Source organism: Oryzihumus leptocrescens, assembly GCF_006716205.1.
In the GTDB taxonomy this organism is placed as follows: domain Bacteria; phylum Actinomycetota; class Actinomycetes; order Actinomycetales; family Dermatophilaceae; genus Oryzihumus; species Oryzihumus leptocrescens.
Window position 1 is genome coordinate 160,422 of the sequence record NZ_VFOQ01000001.1, and the last position, 18,065, is coordinate 178,486.

Annotated in this window: 18 protein-coding genes; 7 read left to right on the forward strand and 11 right to left on the reverse strand. The window is 72.4% G+C overall.

Features of this window, described 5'->3' with window-relative positions:
* The first annotated feature begins 77 nt into the window (after positions 1 to 77).
* Both FB474_RS00850 and FB474_RS00855 read left to right on the forward strand, forming a co-directional pair.
* Positions 78 to 587, forward strand: coding sequence for a MarR family winged helix-turn-helix transcriptional regulator (locus FB474_RS00850; protein WP_141786927.1), 510 nt, complete (start codon positions 78 to 80; stop codon positions 585 to 587).
* 67 nt (positions 588 to 654) lie between these two features.
* Positions 655 to 1,311, forward strand: coding sequence for a DUF421 domain-containing protein (locus FB474_RS00855; RefSeq protein WP_221632391.1), 657 nt, complete (start codon positions 655 to 657; stop codon positions 1,309 to 1,311).
* Here FB474_RS00855 and FB474_RS00860 read toward each other — a convergent pair.
* Genes FB474_RS00860 through FB474_RS00870 form a run of 3 tightly spaced genes read right to left on the reverse strand, consistent with a single transcriptional unit; the run spans position 1,258 to position 3,568 of the window.
* Positions 1,258 to 1,992, reverse strand: coding sequence for an SGNH/GDSL hydrolase family protein (locus FB474_RS00860; RefSeq protein ID WP_141789730.1), 735 nt, complete (start codon positions 1,990 to 1,992; stop codon positions 1,258 to 1,260). The two genes, FB474_RS00855 and FB474_RS00860, sit on opposite strands and share 54 nt — an antisense overlap.
* Before the next feature lie 44 nt (positions 1,993 to 2,036).
* On the reverse strand, positions 2,037 to 2,717 hold the full coding sequence (locus FB474_RS00865) for a uracil-DNA glycosylase (RefSeq protein ID WP_141786928.1): 681 nt from the start codon (positions 2,715 to 2,717) through the stop codon (positions 2,037 to 2,039).
* A gap of 47 nt (positions 2,718 to 2,764) precedes the next feature.
* The gene (locus FB474_RS00870) at positions 2,765 to 3,568 is read right to left on the reverse strand and encodes an MBL fold metallo-hydrolase (protein WP_141786929.1); all 804 of its coding nucleotides are present in this window, start codon (positions 3,566 to 3,568) and stop codon (positions 2,765 to 2,767) included.
* A gap of 112 nt (positions 3,569 to 3,680) precedes the next feature.
* Between FB474_RS00870 and FB474_RS00875 the strand changes: the two genes are divergently transcribed.
* The 4 genes from FB474_RS00875 to groL all read left to right on the forward strand — a co-directional run bounded on the left by FB474_RS00875 (position 3,681) and on the right by groL (position 7,842).
* Positions 3,681 to 5,081 carry a pyridoxal phosphate-dependent decarboxylase family protein gene (locus FB474_RS00875; RefSeq protein WP_221632392.1) on the forward strand — a complete coding sequence of 467 codons (1,401 nt, stop codon included), beginning with the start codon at positions 3,681 to 3,683 and terminating at the stop codon, positions 5,079 to 5,081.
* A 106-nt stretch (positions 5,082 to 5,187) separates the two neighbouring features.
* Positions 5,188 to 5,475, forward strand: a complete 288-nt coding sequence (napA, locus tag FB474_RS00880) for a nucleoid-associated protein NapA (protein WP_141786931.1) — start codon at positions 5,188 to 5,190, stop codon at positions 5,473 to 5,475.
* Between the two features lie 82 nt (positions 5,476 to 5,557).
* Complete coding sequence (locus tag FB474_RS00885) at positions 5,558 to 6,022, forward strand: hypothetical protein (RefSeq protein ID WP_141786932.1); 465 nt, start codon at positions 5,558 to 5,560, stop codon at positions 6,020 to 6,022.
* Positions 6,023 to 6,216: 194 nt separating this feature from the next.
* On the forward strand, positions 6,217 to 7,842 hold the full coding sequence (groL, locus tag FB474_RS00890) for a chaperonin GroEL (RefSeq protein ID WP_141789731.1): 1,626 nt from the start codon (positions 6,217 to 6,219) through the stop codon (positions 7,840 to 7,842).
* Positions 7,843 to 7,965: 123 nt separating this feature from the next.
* Here groL and FB474_RS00895 read toward each other — a convergent pair whose 3' ends face one another.
* Positions 7,966 to 8,259 (reverse strand): WXG100 family type VII secretion target, encoded by a 294-nt coding sequence (locus FB474_RS00895; protein ID WP_141786933.1) that lies wholly within the window; start codon positions 8,257 to 8,259, stop codon positions 7,966 to 7,968.
* Between the two features lie 121 nt (positions 8,260 to 8,380).
* Between FB474_RS00895 and FB474_RS20575 the strand changes: the two genes are divergently transcribed.
* Positions 8,381 to 9,157, forward strand: coding sequence for a DUF4031 domain-containing protein (locus tag FB474_RS20575; protein ID WP_185745980.1), 777 nt, complete (start codon positions 8,381 to 8,383; stop codon positions 9,155 to 9,157).
* 9 nt (positions 9,158 to 9,166) lie between these two features.
* Here the strand turns inward: FB474_RS20575 and FB474_RS00905 are convergent, their stop codons facing one another.
* The 7 genes from FB474_RS00905 to FB474_RS00935 form a co-directional block, all read right to left on the reverse strand.
* Entirely contained in the window at positions 9,167 to 9,817 is a 651-nt protein-coding gene (locus FB474_RS00905) for an HD domain-containing protein (RefSeq protein WP_141786934.1), read from the reverse strand.
* Positions 9,818 to 9,830: 13 nt separating this feature from the next.
* Positions 9,831 to 11,870, reverse strand: a complete 2,040-nt coding sequence (locus FB474_RS00910; RefSeq protein ID WP_141786935.1) for a HelD family protein — start codon at positions 11,868 to 11,870, stop codon at positions 9,831 to 9,833.
* A gap of 132 nt (positions 11,871 to 12,002) precedes the next feature.
* Entirely contained in the window at positions 12,003 to 13,298 is a 1,296-nt protein-coding gene (locus FB474_RS00915) for a S1C family serine protease (protein ID WP_141786936.1), read from the reverse strand.
* Positions 13,299 to 13,349: 51 nt separating this feature from the next.
* Positions 13,350 to 14,843: a sensor histidine kinase gene (locus FB474_RS00920; protein WP_141786937.1), complete on the reverse strand. Its 1,494-nt coding sequence runs from the start codon at positions 14,841 to 14,843 to the stop codon at positions 13,350 to 13,352.
* Entirely contained in the window at positions 14,840 to 15,547 is a 708-nt protein-coding gene (locus FB474_RS00925; protein WP_141786938.1) for a response regulator transcription factor, read from the reverse strand. The genes FB474_RS00920 and FB474_RS00925 overlap by 4 nt, the downstream gene beginning before the upstream one ends.
* 60 nt (positions 15,548 to 15,607) lie before the next feature.
* Positions 15,608 to 17,251 (reverse strand): DNA repair helicase XPB, encoded by a 1,644-nt coding sequence (locus FB474_RS00930; RefSeq protein ID WP_141786939.1) that lies wholly within the window; start codon positions 17,249 to 17,251, stop codon positions 15,608 to 15,610.
* A 51-nt stretch (positions 17,252 to 17,302) separates the two neighbouring features.
* Positions 17,303 to 18,013, reverse strand: coding sequence for a hypothetical protein (locus tag FB474_RS00935; protein ID WP_141786940.1), 711 nt, complete (start codon positions 18,011 to 18,013; stop codon positions 17,303 to 17,305).
* Positions 18,014 to 18,065 lie beyond the last annotated feature (52 nt).

The following is an 18,065-nucleotide window of genomic DNA, read 5'->3' on the forward strand; positions in this document are numbered from 1 at the left end:
GCAAATGTAATTAGGCCACGAATAGTTAGCAAGCGAATGGTTAAACTTCTGACTGTCAGGCGTGTAAGAATCGGGCCATGGCCCGCCTCACCGACTCGGTCGACCAGCACGTCGAGCGCTGGCTCCCGGCGCTGCCGCAGCTCGACGCCGAGGTCGAGGGGGTCATCACTCGGATGCAGCGGCTGCTGTGGCTGCTCAAGCGGAGCAAGGTCCAGGCCTGGGCCAGGCAGGGCGTGACGGCCGCCGACGTCCAGACCGTGCACACCCTCCTCGCCTGCGAGCTCTCCGGGGTGGAGGCCACCCCCGCCCTGCTGGCGGAGAAGTCCCAGATGACCCGGGCCGGCATGACCAGCCGCCTGGACCGGCTGGAGACGGCGGGGCACCTGACCCGGCACCCGGACCCCGAGGACCGCCGCCGGGTCATCGTCCGCCTCACCCCGGCGGGCCGGGCGATGTGGGAGGCGGCCCTCGAGGTCGGCATCCGGCTCGAGGCCGAGCTGCTCGACCACCTCACCCCGCACCAGCGCACCCAGCTGAACCAGCTCCTGCGCGCACTGCTCTCCGGCGTGGAGGCGCGACCGGACTGAGCCACACGGCATACCGTGGCCCGCGGACCGTCGCGGCCGGCGACGACCGGGCAGGGAGGCGAGCAGCGTGGCTGGCAGTGCACTCATCGGTGGGGTCGTCCTGGCCTCGGGACAGAGCTCGATGTGGCAGGACATGTTCACGTTCGAGATCCCGCCGGCGGAGAAGGTCATCCGGACCGTCGTGGTCTACCTGTTCATCGGCGTGCTGATCCGGGTGGCCGGCAAGCGGATGATGGCCCAGCTCAACTCCTTCGACCTGGTGGTCGTGCTGCTGCTGAGCAACGTGGTCCAGAACGCCATCATCGGCCCGGACAACTCCCTCATCGGCGGGTTGCTCGGCGCGGCGGTGCTGGTGCTGTTCAACGCCCTCATGGACCGGGTCGCGCTGATGGGTCCACGCTCGACGTGGCTGTTCCAGGGCAGCCCGACCGTGCTCGTCACCCACGGCAAGGTGGACGAGAAGGCCGTGCACCGCATCGGGCTGCGCGACCACGAGATCATGAGCGCCCTGCACCACCAGGGCGCTGATGGCCCCAACGAGGTGCGCAAGGCGTCCCTGGAGCCGGGCGGCACGTGGAACATCGAGCTGATGCGCGACGAGCAGGCGGCCAGCCTCGGCGACCTGCGGCAGGCCGTCGTCGACCTGCAGCGCCACATCGACGCCCGGCTGTCAGCCCTCGAACGGAGTGATGGTCGGCCGCTTGGCGGTGAGGGCGTCTCCTGAGGACTGCCCGCGCAGCCGGCGCTGCACCCAGGGGGCGACGTACTCCCGGGCCCACCGCACGTTCTCACGGAAGGACTCGGCCCGGCCGATCGGCGGGGCCGGCGGCAGCGGGGTGGCCCACTCGGTGTCGTCCGGCTCGAAGCCCAGCGTGGTGAACGCGTTGAGGGCCACCCGGCGGTGCCCCTCGGTGGTCATGTGGATCCGGTCGGAGGCCCACAGCCGCCAGTCCCGCAGCGCGTGCATGCCCCACTGGTCGATGACGAACGCCTCGTGCCGCCGCGCGATCGACCAGATGTGCGCGACGTAGGTGGCCGCCCGTCCCCGGGTCATCCTGACCAGGGGCGCCTCACGCGGGTCCACCGGCGTGGCCATGAGCACGTCCGCGCCGGTGGCCCGGATCCGCGCGACCGCGTCCTCCAGCCGCGCGGCGAGGCCGTCGATGTCCGCTCGCGGGCGCAGGATGTCGTTGCCGCCGCCGACGATGCTGACCAGGTCGGGCTCCAGGGCCAGCGCCTCGTCCAGCTGCCGCCCGACGATGTCGTCGAGCAGGCGCCCGCGCACCGCGAGGTTGGCGTAGCCGAAGCCCTGCTCCTGCCTGCGGGCCTCCAGCGCCAGATGGGCGGCGAGCCGGTCGGCCCACCCGATGTAGGCGTTGTCGCGCTCGGGGTCGGGGTCGCTCATGCCCTCGGTGAACGAGTCGCCGATGGCCACGTAGCGGGACCAGGTCACGGAAGCCTCCAGTCGACGGGCCCGGCGCCCTGGGCGGCGAGCAGCTCGTTGGCGCGGCTGAAGGGCCGCGACCCGAAGAACCCGCCCCGGGCCGAGAGGGGCGAAGGGTGGGCGCTCTCGATCCGCGGCACCTGCCCGAGCGAGGGGCCCAGGTTGCGCGCGTCGCGTCCCCACAGGATCGCCACGAGCGGACCGCCGCGCTCGACCAGCGCCTGGATCGCCTGGGCGGTCACGGCCTCCCATCCCTTGCCGCGGTGGCTGCCCGCGGCACCGGGGCGCACGGTCAGCACCCGGTTGAGCAGCAGCACCCCCTGGTCGGCCCAGGGGGAGAGGTCGCCGTTGGACGGGGTCGGCAGGCCGAGGTCGGTGCCCATCTCGGCGTAGATGTTCTGCAGGCTGCGCGGCACCGGCCGCACCTCGGGGGCCACCGAGAAGGACAGGCCGACCGCGTGCCCGGGCGTGGGGTAGGGGTCCTGGCCCACGATGAGCACCTTGACGTCGTCGAGCGGGCGGCTGAAGGCGCGCAGCACGTGCTCGCCGGCCGGCAGGTATCCGCGGCCGGAGGCCACCTCCGCACGGAGGAAGTCGCCCAGCCGGGTCACCTCCGCGGAGACGGGCTGCAGCGCCTCGGCCCAGGTGGGGTGGACCAGCTCGGTCAGGGGCTTGGCGACGGGCACGTCGTCAATGTAGGTGACCCGAGGGCCGGCCCCGGAGCCCGGTCCGGTCAGCCGGGGTGGCCGGCGTGGCCGGCCCCGAGGTGCCGGTAGCCGCGGTGGACCGCCACGGCCAGCCCCTCCACCGGGAACGGCCACGGCCCCCGGGAGAGCGCATCGGCTTCGGGGACGTGGGCGGCCACCAGCAGGCGCAGGTGCTCGGCCACCTGGGTCACGTCACGGGCCTGCTGGGCGACGAAGTCGACGTCGACCACGTCGCCGTGTCCGGGGACCACGTTGGTCACCGGGTCGAGCATGCTCGCGAGCCGTTCGAGCGTGGGCCCCCACTCCAGCGGCCAGCAGTCCGGGCCGAACGACGGCGGGCCGGACTGCTCCACCAGGTCGCCGGCGTAGACGACGTCGGCGTCGGGCACCAGCAGGACCGCGTCCCCGTCGGTGTGCCCGCGCCCCAGGTGGGTCGCCTGCACCTCGCGGCCACCGAGGTCGAGGTCCCACCGGTGGGCGAAGACGGTGTCCGGAGGCACCTTCTCCTCCGTGGACAGGGGCGCCTCGGGTTCGGGGGCGCCCCGCTCCAGCGCCAGCGGCACCGCCGCGTGCGCCACCACCGGGCAGCCCGGGAACGCCGCGTTGCCACCGAGGTGGTCGAAGTGGGCGTGGGTGTTCATCACCGCGAGCACCGGCAGCGAGGACAGCGCACGCACGTGCACCGCCAGCTCGCGGCCCTGCGCGACGTCCGCCCGGGTGTCGATGACCAGCAGGCCGTCGTCCCCGGCGACCACGCCGCTCGAGACGTCCCAGGGTGAGTACCGGCGCACCCAGCAGCGGTCTCCCACCTCCACCCAGTCGGTGCCCATGGGGCCAGCGTGGCAGCCGTCGGCGGGGTGTCCAACCGACGATCGTCACGTCACTTCGGCCGCGGCCTCGGGCCCGGACCGGCCGCGGTGGTCCTCGCTCGGACCCGGCGGCATGCGGAGGCATCGCCGCTGGCCACCTAGACTCGCGGCCGTGCATGGCTTCGATGAGACGACCGAGGAGCTCGGTCAGGCGATCCTCAAGTACGCCGAGGAGCGGCTGCGGCTCGACCCGGTGCCGCTGGACGGCCCGCGGACCAAGGAGCAGCTCGACGCGGTCGCCGGCGAGACGATCACCCCCGACGGCATGGGTGGCCTGCCCGCGCTGAGGCTGTTCGAGGAGGACCTCGCCCCGGCGTGCATCTCCACGGACCACCCGCGCTACCTCTCCTTCATCCCGTGCGCCCCGACCGAGGCCGCGACGCTGTTCGACCTCGTCGTCGGCGCGTCCTCGATCTACGGCGGGTCGTGGCTCGAGGGTGCTGGCGCCGTCCACGCCGAGAACCAGGCGCTGCGCTGGATCGCCGACCTCGCCGGGCTGCCGCCCCAGGCCGGCGGGGTGTTCGTGCCCGGAGGGACAGTCGGCAACCTCTCGGCCCTGGTGGCGGCGCGCGCGACGGCGCGGGCACGGCATACCGGCGAGGGGCCGCGGCCCAACAAGGTGGCGGGCACGGTCAGCGCCCACTCCTCGATCAAGTCCGCGTGCGACGTCATGGACGCCGACCTCGTGGGCGTCCAGGTCGACGAGCGCCAGCGGCTGACCGGGGACAACCTGCGCCGCGTGCTCGAGGCCGAGGGGCCGGAGCAGTTCTTCGCCGTCGTCGCGACGTGCGGCACCACGAACTTCGGCATCGTCGACGACCTCGCCTCCGTCGCCGAGGTGTGCCGCGAGTTCGGTATCTGGTTCCACGTCGACGGGGCATACGGCGGCGCCGGGCTGGCGGCGCCGAGCGTGCGCCACCTCTACGCCGGCATCGAGCACGCCGACTCCTTCATCGTCGACCCGCACAAGTGGCTGTTCGCGCCGTTCGACTGCTGCGCGCTGCTCTACCGCGAGCCGGCGCTGGCCCGGGCCGCGCACACGCAGAAGGCGTCCTACCTCGACGTGCTCACCGAGGCGCCGGAGTGGAACCCCACCGACTACGCGGTCGGCCTGACCCGGCGCGCCCGCGGCCTGCCGTTCTGGTTCTCCCTGGCCGCTCACGGCACCCGCGCCTACAGCGCCGCGATCGAGCGCACGCTGGAGGTCACCCGGTTCGCCGAGGCCGAGATCGAGCGGCGCGACTACCTCGAGGCGCTGCGCGAGCCGGACCTGTCGGTGATCGTGTTCCGCCGGCTGGGCTGGACCCCGGCCGACTACCACGCGTGGAGCGACCGGGTCCTCGCCGAGGAGTTCGCCTTCGTGGTGCCGACCTCGCACGAGGGGGAGACGGTGGCGCGGTTCGCCATCGTCAACCCCAACACCACCGAGGACGACATCGCCGCGATCCTGGACTCGATGGCGGGCCCGGCATGAGCGTCGCCCGGCCGCGCACGAGCCTCGCCGGACCCGCCCGAGTGAATGACACCGCTGTGATTCGGCCGGTACGATGAACCCGCACGACGAGCCACGGGAGGGTCGCATGAGCGCCGCAGCAGAGGTCACCCCGACGTCCGCCGAGGAGCTGAGCGAGCGGGACCGCGAGATCATCGCCTTCGAGCGCCAGTGGTGGAAGTACGCCGGCGCCAAGGAGCAGGCGATCCGGGAGCTGTTCGACATGAGCGCGACGCGCTACTACCAGGTGCTCAACGCCCTGATCGACAGCCCGGCCGCCCTCGAGGCCGACCCGATGCTCATCAAGCGCCTGCGCCGCCTGCGCGCGAGCCGCCAGCGGGCCCGCTCGGCCCGCCGCCTCGGCGTCCAGCTCTGAGCCCACCGACCGAGCCCGCCCGGCATGCCGCCCGGCGGGCTCTGTCATGCCCGGGACCGCCTGTCGTGCAAGGGTGGTGACCATGAGCGATGTCGTCGACTGGAGCACCCCCGAAGGCCTGCGAGCGGTCCGGGAGTCGCTCGCCGCGACGATCCCCGGGTGGACCGACCCCGCCGCGTATGCCGTGGGCATCGGTGCCGGGTCCGACTCCCGTGAGGTCGGCTTCCCGCACGTCAACGCCGACGGCTCGCACCTGCTGCCGGCGGTCGTCCTCGCCAAGGTCATCGGGCACGAGGGCGGCACCGCGACCTACGACCTGACCGTCGACCAGCTGCGCACCGCGGCCGAGACCCTCGCCCCGGCGGAGGCCTGCACGGCGTACGACCACCCCAACCTGTGGGCCTGGCGGGACCTGCTGGAGCAGGTCCGCCCGGAGTCGGCGCTCACGCTGACGGCGGTGTTCGTGCGCGACCTCGAGGACCCGGCCGCGTCCGAGGCCGACGCCGCGATGCGCGACCTCATCGAACGGCCGGTCGGCGAGCGCTGAGGGGGCCGCGAGGGCATTTGCACTCGGTGGGGTCGAGTGCTAATCATTGGGTTAGCACTCTCATCCCGAGAGTGACAATCTCGACCGTCTGTCGAGGACCGGCGAACGCAGCGACGTGAGCTGCCGGACCCGGTCCGTCCGTCGCGGGCGTCCGGCGGTCACCCGAAGATTTTCGCGTGGGAGGAACCACCCGAATGGCCAAGATCATCGCTTTCGATGAGGAGGCTCGCCGCGGTCTCGAGCGGGGCATGAACACCCTCGCCGACGCCGTCAAGGTGACCCTCGGTCCCAAGGGCCGCAACGTCGTGCTGGAGAAGAAGTGGGGCGCCCCCACGATCACCAACGACGGTGTGAGCATCGCCAAGGAGATCGAGCTCGAGGAGCCGTACGAGAAGATCGGCGCCGAGCTCGTCAAGGAAGTTGCCAAGAAGACCGACGACGTGGCCGGTGACGGCACCACGACCGCCACGGTCCTGGCCCAGGCGCTGGTGCGCGAGGGTCTGCGCAACGTCGCCGCGGGCGCCAACCCGATGGCCCTCAAGCGCGGCATCGAGAAGGCCGTCGAGGCCGTCTCCGCCCAGCTGCTGACGATGGCCAAGGACGTCGAGACCAAGGAGCAGATCGCCTCCACCGCCTCGATCTCCGCTGCTGACCCCCAGATCGGCGAGATGATCGCCGAGGCCATGGACAAGGTCGGCAAGGAAGGCGTCATCACCGTCGAGGAGAGCAACACCTTCGGCCTCGAGCTCGAGCTCACCGAGGGCATGCGCTTCGACAAGGGCTACATCAGCCCCTACTTCGTGACCGACACCGAGCGCATGGAGACCGTGCTCGAGGACCCCTACGTCCTCGTGCTCAACTCCAAGATCAGCAACGTCAAGGACCTGCTGCCGCTGCTCGAGAAGGTCATGCAGTCCGGCAAGCCGCTGGCGATCATCGCCGAGGACGTCGAGGGCGAGGCCCTGGCCACGCTGATCGTCAACAAGATCCGCGGCACCTTCAAGTCCGTCGCCGTCAAGGCCCCGGGCTTCGGTGACCGCCGCAAGGCCATGCTGCAGGACATCGCGATCCTGACCGGTGGCCAGGTCATCTCCGAGGAGGTCGGCCTCAAGCTCGAGAACGCCGGTCTGGACCTGCTGGGCACCGCCCGCAAGGTCGTCGTCACCAAGGACGAGACCACCATCGTCGAGGGCTCGGGCGACTCCGACCAGATCCAGGGCCGGGTCAACCAGATCCGCGCCGAGATCGAGAAGTCGGACTCCGACTACGACCGCGAGAAGCTCCAGGAGCGCCTCGCCAAGCTCGCCGGCGGCGTGGCCGTCATCAAGGCGGGCGCGGCCACCGAGGTCGAGCTCAAGGAGCGCAAGCACCGCATCGAGGACGCCGTCCGCAACGCGAAGGCTGCCGTCGAGGAGGGCATCGTCGCCGGTGGTGGCGTGGCCCTGCTGCAGGCCACCGACGCCGCGTTCGAGAAGCTCGAGCTCGAGGGTGACGAGGCCACCGGCGCCAACATCGTGCGCGTCGCGGCCGAGGCCCCGCTCAAGCAGATCGCGATCAACGCCGGCCTCGAGGGTGGCGTCGTGGCGGAGAAGGTGCGCAACCTTCCTTCCGGCCACGGCCTCAACGCGGCCAACGGCGAGTACGTCGACCTGATCGCCGAGGGCATCATCGACCCGGCCAAGGTCACGCGCTCCGCGCTGCAGAACGCCGCCTCCATCGCGGCGCTGTTCCTCACCACCGAGGCCGTCATCGCCGACAAGCCCGAGAAGGCGGCCCCGGCTGCCCCGGGTGGCGGCGACATGGGTGGCATGGACTTCTGATCCTGACGGATCGGCAGGTCTGAGCAACGCACAGGGCGGCTCCCCCGCGAGGGGGAGCCGCCCTCTGCGTTGCCAGGCGCCACGTCGCGGGGACCCGCCATGCCCGTCGCGGGGCCTGCCGGCTCAGCCGCTGAACATCGCGGTGTTCTGCTGCTCGGCCTGGTTGTAGGAGCTGCCCGCCTGGGCCAGCGCCTGGCTGATGTGGTCGAGCGACTCGCGCACCCGCAGCTGGGTGGCCCGCCACTCGGTGACCACGCCCTGGAACCGCTGCGAGGCCGACCCCTGCCAGGCGTCCTGCAGGCCGGTGAGCCGGCTCATCATCGCCGTGACCTGCGCGTCGACCTCGCCGGAGATCCGCTTGATGTCGCTCGAGGCGGCCGCGATCCGCTCGGTGTCCACGCTGAACTGACTGCTCATGGTTGCCATCCCCCTGTCCACCCGGGGCCCGGCTGGCCCGCGGCGTCCCTGCGAACCTAACCTGAGCGGCGGGACGCCCCGGGGTTATCCACATCCGGCCCGGGACGACGGGAGGAGCGCCGTGGCGATCTGGATCGACCCGCCGCGCTGGCCCGCGCACGGGCGCCTGTGGAGCCACCTCATCAGCGACACCTCCTACGGCGAGCTGCACGACTTCGCCGCGGCACACGGCATACCCCGTCGCGGGTTCGAGGGCGACCACTACGACGTGCCCGAGGAGCGGTATGCCGCGCTGGTCGCCGCCGGGGCCCGCCCGGTGGCGGGCACCGAGCTGGCACGGCGGCTGCGCGACAGCGGGCTGCGCTTCCCCAAGCGCAGGGGGGAGTGGCCGCTGGCCCGGCACCACGACGTGATCGCGACGCTCGACCTGCCGCACCGGCTGGACGTCGTCGCCTCACGGCTGCCGCCGCCGGAGCAGCAGACCGCGGCGGCCGCGGTGTTCGTCCTCGACGCGCTCGGTGACTTCCTGCTGGTGCACTCGGTGGTGCGCGACGCCTGGGGTGCCCCGGCCGGCGGGCGCGAGCCCGGCGAGAGCGTGCGTGCGGGCGCGGTGCGCGAGGTCCGCGAGGAGAGCGGGCTGGTCATCGCGGAGCACGGCCTGCGGCACTGCGGCTACGAGCGGGTCACCATCGACGGTGACGCCAGCGCCCACCGCTGGCCGCACCGGCGCAACTACGTCGCCTGCTTCACCTACCGGCTCGACGCGGTCCGCCCGGACGTGCAGCCCCAGCTCGACGACGTCGACGCGGCCGAGTGGGTGGACGAGGTCGAGCTCGAACGCCGCTGCGCGGGGGAGTTCTGGTGGCCGATGGTCGAGCGCCGGGACCTGTGGCCGTGAGCCGGCGGCTCAGCGCAGGCGGGCCAGCTCGCGGCCGAGGTTGACCCGGGCGGCGGCCTCCCACTCGCGCAGCGCCGCCGTGGTGCGGTAGATCCGGTCCCGGTGCAGCAGCGGCTCGAGGATGGCGGCCCGCCCAGCGCGGTAGACGTCCTCCTCGACGTGGGCGTACTCCTCGCGGACCTGGGCGCAGTACTCGTCGAACCGCTCCGCGGGGGCGGAGAGCACCCACAGGTCGGCGTCGTGGAACGCCGCACCGACGGGCTCGTCACCATCGAGGTCGTGGCCGGCGGTCATCTCCACCAGTGCGGCCACCGCCTGCCGGTCGTCCTCGTCGAAGCCCAGCTGCCGCAACGACTCCCGGGCCAGGTCGGCGCTCGCGGCCTCGTTGGCCCCGGGCAGCGCCTGCGGGTCGTAGACCGCGTCGTGGAACCAGGCGGCGACCCGGCCGAGCGTGCCGCCACGGTCGTCGACGGCGCCGGCCAGCTCGAGGTCCTCCAGCGCCCAGAACATCTCCACCAGGTGCGTGGTGGTGTGGTAGCGCCGGGTGGGGTCGGTCCAGCGCGCGAGCAGGCTCGAGCCGACAGCGGTGACGGTGTCGTTGTGGGCGGCCGGTGCGAGGCTGCGGACGTCGAGGGTCCACCACGTGATGAGGGCAGGCACGGGCGCCAGTGTGTCAGGCGGCGAGCTCGTCCGGCAGGTCCTGCGCGTGCAGCACGGTGAGCGCGGAGACGGCGCGGGTGAGGATGACGTAGAGCCGGCGCAGCCCGGTGCGGGGGTCCGGCTCCGCGGCCGCGATCGCCGTCGGCTCCAGCACCACGACCCGGTCGAACTCCAGGCCCTTGGCCACGGTGGCCGGCACGAGGTCGACCTGGTGGTCGACGTCGCCGTGGTCGAAGCCCAGCACCCCGTGCTCGATCCCGTTGCGGGACAACGCCTTCGAGGCCTCGTCGAGGTCCGCGTCGGGCACGATGACGCCCACCGAACCGGCCTCCGCGGACATCGCCGCGACGGTCTCGGCCAGCCGGTCCAGCAGCTCACCGGCAGCCACCCGGGTGATGTCCAGACGACCGGGGTTCTCACGCACCGACTTCGGCGCACCCAGCCCCGGGGCCATCGACGGCAGCAGCTGCGCCGCGTAGTCGATGACGCTGGCCGGCACGCGGAACCCGCGGTCGAGCACCTCGACGTGGCCGCCCGGCTTGCCCAGGTGCGTCAGGGAGGACTCCCACGAGTCCGTCGCCCACGGGGTGGTGCCTTGCGCGATGTCCCCCAGCACCGTCGCAGAGCCGGTCGAGCAGCGCCGGCCGACGGCGCGCAGCTGCATCGGGGAGAGGTCCTGCGCCTCGTCGAGGACCACGTGCCCCAGGCTGCCGGTGCGCGAGAGGTGGTCGGCCAGCTCGTCGAGCAGGACGCAGTCGTGCACCGACCAGCGCGCCGAGCCCTTGGCGCGCGGCGGGTTCGGCCACACCAGCAGCTCCAGCTCGTCGCGGTCGAGCAGGTCCTCGGCGTGCCGGGACAGCACCGCGGCGTCGGCCAGCAGCTCGAACAGCACCGCCTTCGGGTCGAGCGCCGGCCAGACCTGCGCGGCATACAGCTTGACCGCGGTGCTGCGGGCCACGGCGTCCTGGACCCGGTCGTCGGGGGAGTCGCCGGCGGCCTCCATGCGCAGCAGGACGGCGTGGGCGAGCCGCTGGGGCAGCATCTGCCGTGCTGCCTCGTAGCGCACCCCTCGGGTGCGCAGCTCGCCGAGGATCTCCTCCACCTCGTATGCCGGGACGCGCCACTTGCGCGCGCCGCGCGGCACCACCAGGGCGTCCTGCGGGCTGCCCACGTGCGACCACACCGCGCGGCGCAGCAGCTCGGCCATGCGCGGGTCACCCTTGAGCACCGCCGTGTCGACCGGGTCCGCGCCGCGCACCGGCACCGAGGCGACGAGGTCCTCGATGGTGGCGTGGCGGACCTCGACCTCGCCGAGGGCCGGCAGGACCGCGCCGATGTGGTCGAGGAAGGCGCGGTTGGGCCCGATGACCAGCACCCCGGTGCGGGCGAGCCGCTCGCGGAAGGCGTAGAGCAGCCAGGCGGCGCGGTGCAGGCCGACCGCGGTCTTGCCGGTGCCCGGCGCCCCCTGGACGCAGACCGTGGTGCCGACGTCGGCGCGGACGATCTCGTCCTGCTCGGGCTGGATGGTCGCCACGATGTCGCGCATCGGTCCCTCGCGCGGGCGCTCGATCTCGCTGGCCAGGATCTGGCTGCGCACCTCGTGCTCGGCCCGGTCGGTCAGGTGCTCGTCCTCGTAGGCGGTCAGCCTGCCGCGGTCGATGCCGAAGCGCCGGCGCAGGGTGACCCCCATCGGCGCGGTGCGTGAGGCCCGGTAGAACGCCGTCGACACCTCGGCGCGCCAGTCGATGACGACCGGGTCGCCCTGCTCGTCGGCGACGTGCCGGCGGCCGATGTACCACCGTTCCATCCCGTTGCCGTCGGTGGTCGGGTCGGCGGAGGCGTCCCGGTCGATCCGGCCGAAGAACAGCGTCGACGTGGGGTCGTCGGCCAGGGACGCGGCCCGCCGGTGCAGCGTGGCCGCGAGGAACTCGCTGGAGACGCGGTCACCACCGTGGGCATCGAGGGAGAGCGTCTGCTCGCGCATCCGGGCGAGCTCGGCCCGGGCCCGGGCGAGGTGGTCGCGTTCGCGCTGGAGCTCGGGGGACACCGACATGACGACAGACGCCTTCCTCGGGCAGGTGCAGGGGGAGCCGTGCAGCCTAACCCGGGGAAGGCGTCCATCGGTAGCCGTTTGCCTGGCGTCACAAGCGGCCGGCGCCGGGAGGACGCGGCGCCGGCCGACCGGCTACTGGTTGGTGTCCGGTCGCACCGCGAGGGTGACCGGGACCTGCAGCTGCTTGCCGCCGCGGACCACGGTCAGCGTGACCTTCTCGCCGACGGTGCGCTCGCGGATCTGCGCCACGAGGGACTCGGCGCTGGAGACCGGGGTGCCGTTGACCGCGATGATCGCGTCGCCGGTCTTGAGGCCGGCGTCCGCCGCCGGGGTGCCGGAGACGACCTGGCCGATCTGCGCGGCCGACCGCTTGGCCGAGCCGTCCGTGACCGTGGCGTCGCGCGAGCTGACGCCCAGGTAGGCGTGCTGGGCCTTGCCGGTCTGGATCAGCTGGTCGGCGATGGCCTTGACCTCGTTGACCGGGATCGCGAAGCCGATGCCGATGTTGCCGCTCTGGCTGCCCGAGGAGGACCCGGAGACCGAGGCGATCGAGGAGTTGATCCCCACCAGCTGGCCGCCCGCGTTGACGAGGGCGCCACCGCTGTTGCCCGGGTTGATCGCCGCGCTGGTCTGGATCGCGTTGGTCACCACCGGCTCGCCGGTGGAACCGCCGAGCTGGTCGCCGCCGGAGGAGTCCTCGGTGGTCACCGGCCGGTTGAGGGCACTGACGATGCCCGTGGTGACGGTGCCGGCGAGGCCGAGCGGGTTGCCGACCGCCATGACCGGCTCGCCGACCGTGAGCCGGGTGGCGTCACCGAAGGCGATCGGCTTGAGGTCGCTGGGTGCGTTCTCGAGCTTGATCACGGCCAGGTCGGTGGCGGGGTCGGTGCCCACGACGCTGGCGGAGTAGCTGCGCTGGTCGTGCAGGGTCACCGTGATCTGGCTGCCCTGGCCGAGGCCGCTGACGACGTGGTTGTTCGTCACGACGTGCCCGGACTTGTCGATGATCACGCCGGAGCCCTTGGCGCTGCCCTGCTGGCTGTCGATCGAGATGGAGACCACGCTCGGCACGACGACCCCGGAGGTGGCCGCCCAGTCGGGGGACGACGGGTTGGCCTGCACGACCGGCGCCGACTGCGTGGCGCCGAGGGACGTGGTGGAGGTGGTGGTCGCCGCGGTGTCCGTGTGGGTCACGGCATACGTCGTGCCGCTGGCGAGGACCGCCGCGAGGACCGCGACCGAGACGAGCTCGACGAGGCGGCGCGGCCGCCGGTCACGGTCGGCCCCGGCCTTGGTCCAGACCGGCGGGGGCGGCTCGGCCGGGTTCTGGGGCGCCGCCGGCTGCGACGGCCCAGCGGTGTGCTCGCCGTACCAGAGGGGCTGCGTCGGCTGCGGCTCCGAGGCGGGGGGCACTGGTCCGTACGTCATGGTGGTCACTCCTTAGCGGGGCTTGATGGAGACCACTCAACCCCGGCGAGGTCAACCCTTGCTGGATGCTGTCTGGGAGTTTGCTGTGGGCAGGTCCACGACGAAGGTGGCGCCGCCCCCGGGCGTCTGGGCGACCCCGACCTTGCCGTGGTGGGCGTTGACGATGGCCGCCACGATGGCCAGGCCCAGGCCGTTGCCGCCACCGTGGCCGCGCATCCGGGACGGGTCGGCCCGGTAGAACCGCTCGAACACGCGCCGCGCCGCGGCCGGGTCCACGCCGGGGCCGTGGTCGCGCACCTCCAGCAGCGCCCGGCCGCGCTCCCGGGAGCCCACGGCGACCTCCAGCGGGGTGCCCGGCGGGGTGTGGTTCACCGCGTTGCCGACGAGGTTGGTCAGCACCTGGCGCAGCCGCGCCTCGTCGCCCTCGACGGTGGTGGGCTGCAGGTCGCCGTTCAGGCCGGACAACGTGATCACCCGGCTCGGGTCCAGGGCCTTCGCGTCCTGCACGGCGTCCGCAGCGAGCACCGTCAGGTCGATGGGGGCGAAGGTCATCGGCCGCTCGTCGTCGAGGCGGGCCAGCAGCAGCAGGTCGTCGACGAGCACGCCCATCCGCTTGGCCTCGTCCTCGATCCGGCGCATCGCGGTGGCGACGTCCTCGGGCTTGGTCACCGCGCCCTGGCGGAACAGCTCGGCGTAGCCGCGGACGGCCGCCAGCGGGGTGCGCAGCTCGTGCGAGGCGTCGGCGACGAACTGGCGCATCCGCTCCTCCGAGGCCTCCCGCACCGCGAAGCTCTGCTCGATCTGGGCGAGCATGGCGTTGAGCGACCGCGACAGGCTGGTGACCTCGTCCTTGGCGGTCCGCTCGGGGACGCGTCGCGCCAGGTCCCCGCCGGCGATGGCCGCGGCGGTGTCCTCGATCTGGGTCAGCGGGCGGAACGCCCGGCGCACGGCGAACCACCCGATGAGCGCACACGCCAGCATGACCCCGAGGCCGATGATGAGCAGCGACTCCTTCATGTCCGTGATCGAGGCGTCGACGTCGAACAACGGCACGGCGATCGCGTAGATGACCGCCTCGCCGTCGGTGGTGATGCCGGCGCCCGCCACCATGCGCCAGCGGCCGTCGCCGTCGGTCGAGGAGACGGTGAACGGCTCGTGCGTGCGGACGCGGATGTCGGCCAGGGTCAGCTTCGGCACCCGCGGGTGCTGCCTGGCCTCGGCCGTGGACGGCGGGCCGGAGATGACCGTCCCGTCGGTGGGGAAGATGAACCGCGTGGCGTAGTTGGTGGGGATGCCCCGGCGGCTGTCGAGGGTGCGCGCCACCTGGCTGATCGTCGGGCCGGCCGCGGTCCGCAGGTCCGCATCGACCGCCGTCATCAGTGACCGGCGCATGAGGAACAGCGCCGTGACACCGGTGAGGGTCAGGGACACGAACAGCAGGATGAGCACCACGGCGACGAGGCGCACCCGCAGCGGCAGGGCCTCGAACGGCCTGGCGAGCCGCTCCACCTTTCGGCGGTGCGCAGGCACCTGCTCACCCGTCATGCGGACTCGGGTGGCAGGCGCAGCACGTAACCGACGCCTCGCTTGGTGTGGATCAGGGCGGGCTCGTCCGCGTCGACCTTGCGCCGAAGGTAGGAGATGTAGGACTCGACGATCCCGGACTCGCCGCGGAAGTCGTAGTCCCAGACGTGGTCGAGGATCTGCGCCTTGGACAGCACCCGGTTGGGGTTGAGCATGAGGTAGCGCAGGAGCTTGAACTCGGTCGGCGAGACGTCGATGACCCGCGTGCCCCGGCGCACCTCGTGGGAGTCCTCGTCGAGCTGGAGGTCGTGGAAGCGCAGGGTCGCGTCCTCGGCCACCTCGCCGCGGGTGCGGCGCAGCACCGCACGGATCCGGGCGACGACCTCCTCCAGGCTGAACGGCTTGGTGACGTAGTCGTCACCGCCGACGGTCAGCCCCTTGACCTTGTCGTCCAGGGAGTCGCGCGCGGTGACGAACACGATCGGCAGCAGCCGGCCGGAGTCGCGCAGCTTGCGGGTGACGGTGAAGCCGTCCATGTCGGGCAGCATCACGTCGAGCACGACGAGGTCGGGGGAGTGCTCGCTGGCCTGGCGGATCGCCGTGGCGCCGTCGCCGGCCACGTGGACCTCGAAGCCGGCGAAACGCAGCGACGTGGCCAGCAGCTCGCGGATGTTGGGCTCGTCCTCGACGACGAGCAGGCGCGCCTCAGGGGTCGTGGTCGTCACGATCACGAGTGTGTCCGTCGAGCCTGAGAGTTCGCTGGGAACTCCCTGCGTAAGTTTGAGTCAGTCGCGGGAGGTGACGTCGTCGGCGTCGACGATCCGGTAGGCGTAGCCCTGCTCGGCCAGGAACCGCTGCCGGTGCGCGGCGAAGTCGGCGTCCACGGTGTCGCGGGAGACCACGGTGTAGAAGTGCGCGGTGCGCCCGTCGCCCTTGGGGCGCAGCACCCGGCCGAGGCGCTGGGCCTCCTCCTGGCGGGAGCCGAAGGTGCCGGAGACCTGGATGGCGATGCTGGCCTCGGGCAGGTCGATGGAGAAGTTGGCGACCTTGGAGACCACGAGCAGGCCGATCTCGCCGGTGCGGAACTGCTGGAACAGCTTCTGCCGCACCGTCACCGACGTCTCACCGGTGATCACCGGGGCGTCGAGCCTCTCGGCCAGGGACTCGAGCTGGTCGAGGTACTGGCCGATGACCAGTGTCGGCTCGCCGCGGTGCTTATCCACGAGGGAGGAGACCACGCCGTCCTTGGTGGTGGAGCAGGACGCGAGCCGGTAGCGTTCCTCGGCCTCGGCCATGGCGTAGGTCATCCGCTCGCCGTCGGGCAGGGTGACCCGCACTTCGACGCAGTCCGCCGGGGCGATGTAGCCCTGCGCCTCGATGTCCTTCCACGGCGCGTCGAATCGCTTGGGCCCGATCAGGCTGAACACGTCGGCCTCGCGGCCGTCCTCACGCACGAGGGTGGCGGTGAGCCCGAGCCGCCGCCGGGCCTGCAGGTCGGCCGTCATCCGGAAGATCGGTGCCGGCAGCAGGTGGACCTCGTCGTAGACGATGAGGCCCCAGTCGCGGGCGTCGAGCAGGTCCAGGTGCGGGTAGACGCCCTTCCGCTTGGTCGTCAGCACCTGGTAGGTCGCGATGGTGACGGGGCGGATCTCCTTGCGGGCGCCGGAGTACTCCCCGATCTCGTCCTCGGTGAGACTGGTGCGCCGCACGAGCTCGTCGCGCCACTGGCGGGCCGAGACGGTGTTGGTCACCAGGATGAGCGTCGTGGCACTGGCCTGCGCCATCGCGCCGGCGCCGACGAGGGTCTTGCCCGCACCGCACGGCAGCACCACGACGCCGGACCCGCCGTGCCAGAAGCCGTTGACCGCCTGCTCCTGGTAGGGCCGCAGCGCCCACCCGTCCTCGGCGAGGGCGATCGGGTGGGCCTCACCGTCGACGTAGCCGGCGAGGTCCTCGGCCGGCCAGCCCACCTTGAGCAGCTGCTGCTTGAGGTGCCCCCGCTCGGAGGGGTGCACGACCACGGTCGCGTCGTCGAGGCGCTCCCCGAGGAGGGGCTGGATCTTCTTGTGCCGCAGCACTTCCTCCAGCACCGGGCGGTCCGTGCTGTGCAGCACGAGGCGCTCGCCGTCCTTCCCCAGCCGCAGCCGGCCGTAGCGGTCCATCGTGTCGGCGACGTCCACGAGCAGGGCGTGCGGCACGGCATACCGGCTGTGCGTGATCAGCGCGTTGACGACCTGCTCGGCGTCGTGGCCGGCGGCGCGGGCGTTCCACAGCCCCAGCGGCGTCAGCCGGTAGGTGTGGACGTGCTCGGGGGCGCGCTCGAGCTCGGCGAACGGGGCGATCGCCCGGCGGGCCTCCTCGGCGCGCGGGTGGTCGACCTCGAGCAGGAGCGTCTTGTCGCTCTGGACGATGAGGGGGCCGTCAGACATGGTCTGGTGGGAACGCGGCCGGGGACGGGGGTGTTCCCGGCCGCGTCCGTGTCAGTAGGTGCCGTCGAAGCTGGTGCTGTTGTTGTTGCCGGCGACGATGGCGATGGTGATGAAGACCGCCGCGAGCAGGACGACGACGGCGACGTTGATGCCGAAGACGATCCAGCCGGTGCGGGACTTCCGCCGCGAGCCGACGGGGTCGGTGGCGTTGGCGTTGAGCGCCATGATCCCGAGGACGAGGCTCGGGATGCCGATGACGCAGGTGCTCAGCGTCGCCAGGGCCGAGATGATCACCAGCACGATCCCCGAGGTGTTGCTGGGGGCGGCGGCGGGGTTCTGGTAGTAGGCCGGGGTGCCCGGAGGCTGCTGGCCGTGCTGGGCCCAGTACGGCTGCTGGCCGTAGGGAGCCGGCTGCTGGCCGTAGGCCTGCTGCGGCGGGTAGGGCGCCTGTCCCGGCTGCGGCGGGTAGGGGGAGGGCTGGCCGGGCTGCGGGGTCGCATAGGGGGACTGGCCCTGACCCGGCTGCTGACCGTAGGGGTATGCCGTGCCCTCGCTCGGGGGTGCCGGCGGCATCGCGGGGGGAGGCGTCGGGGCGGCCGGCCCCTCCGGGGCCGCCGGCTGCTCGGCGGGGGTCTCGCGGCCCGGCTCGGACCCGGCGCCGGAGGTCGGCTCCTGGGACATGGGAGCGGTCGGGTCGGCCCAGAGCGGGGCGGTGGGTTCCGACGGGTTCTCGTCGTCGCGGGGCGTGGTGGAGTCGCTCATCAGTCCTCGTGCCTTTCACGGTGGCCCTCCCACGGGCCTAGGCTGCTCAACC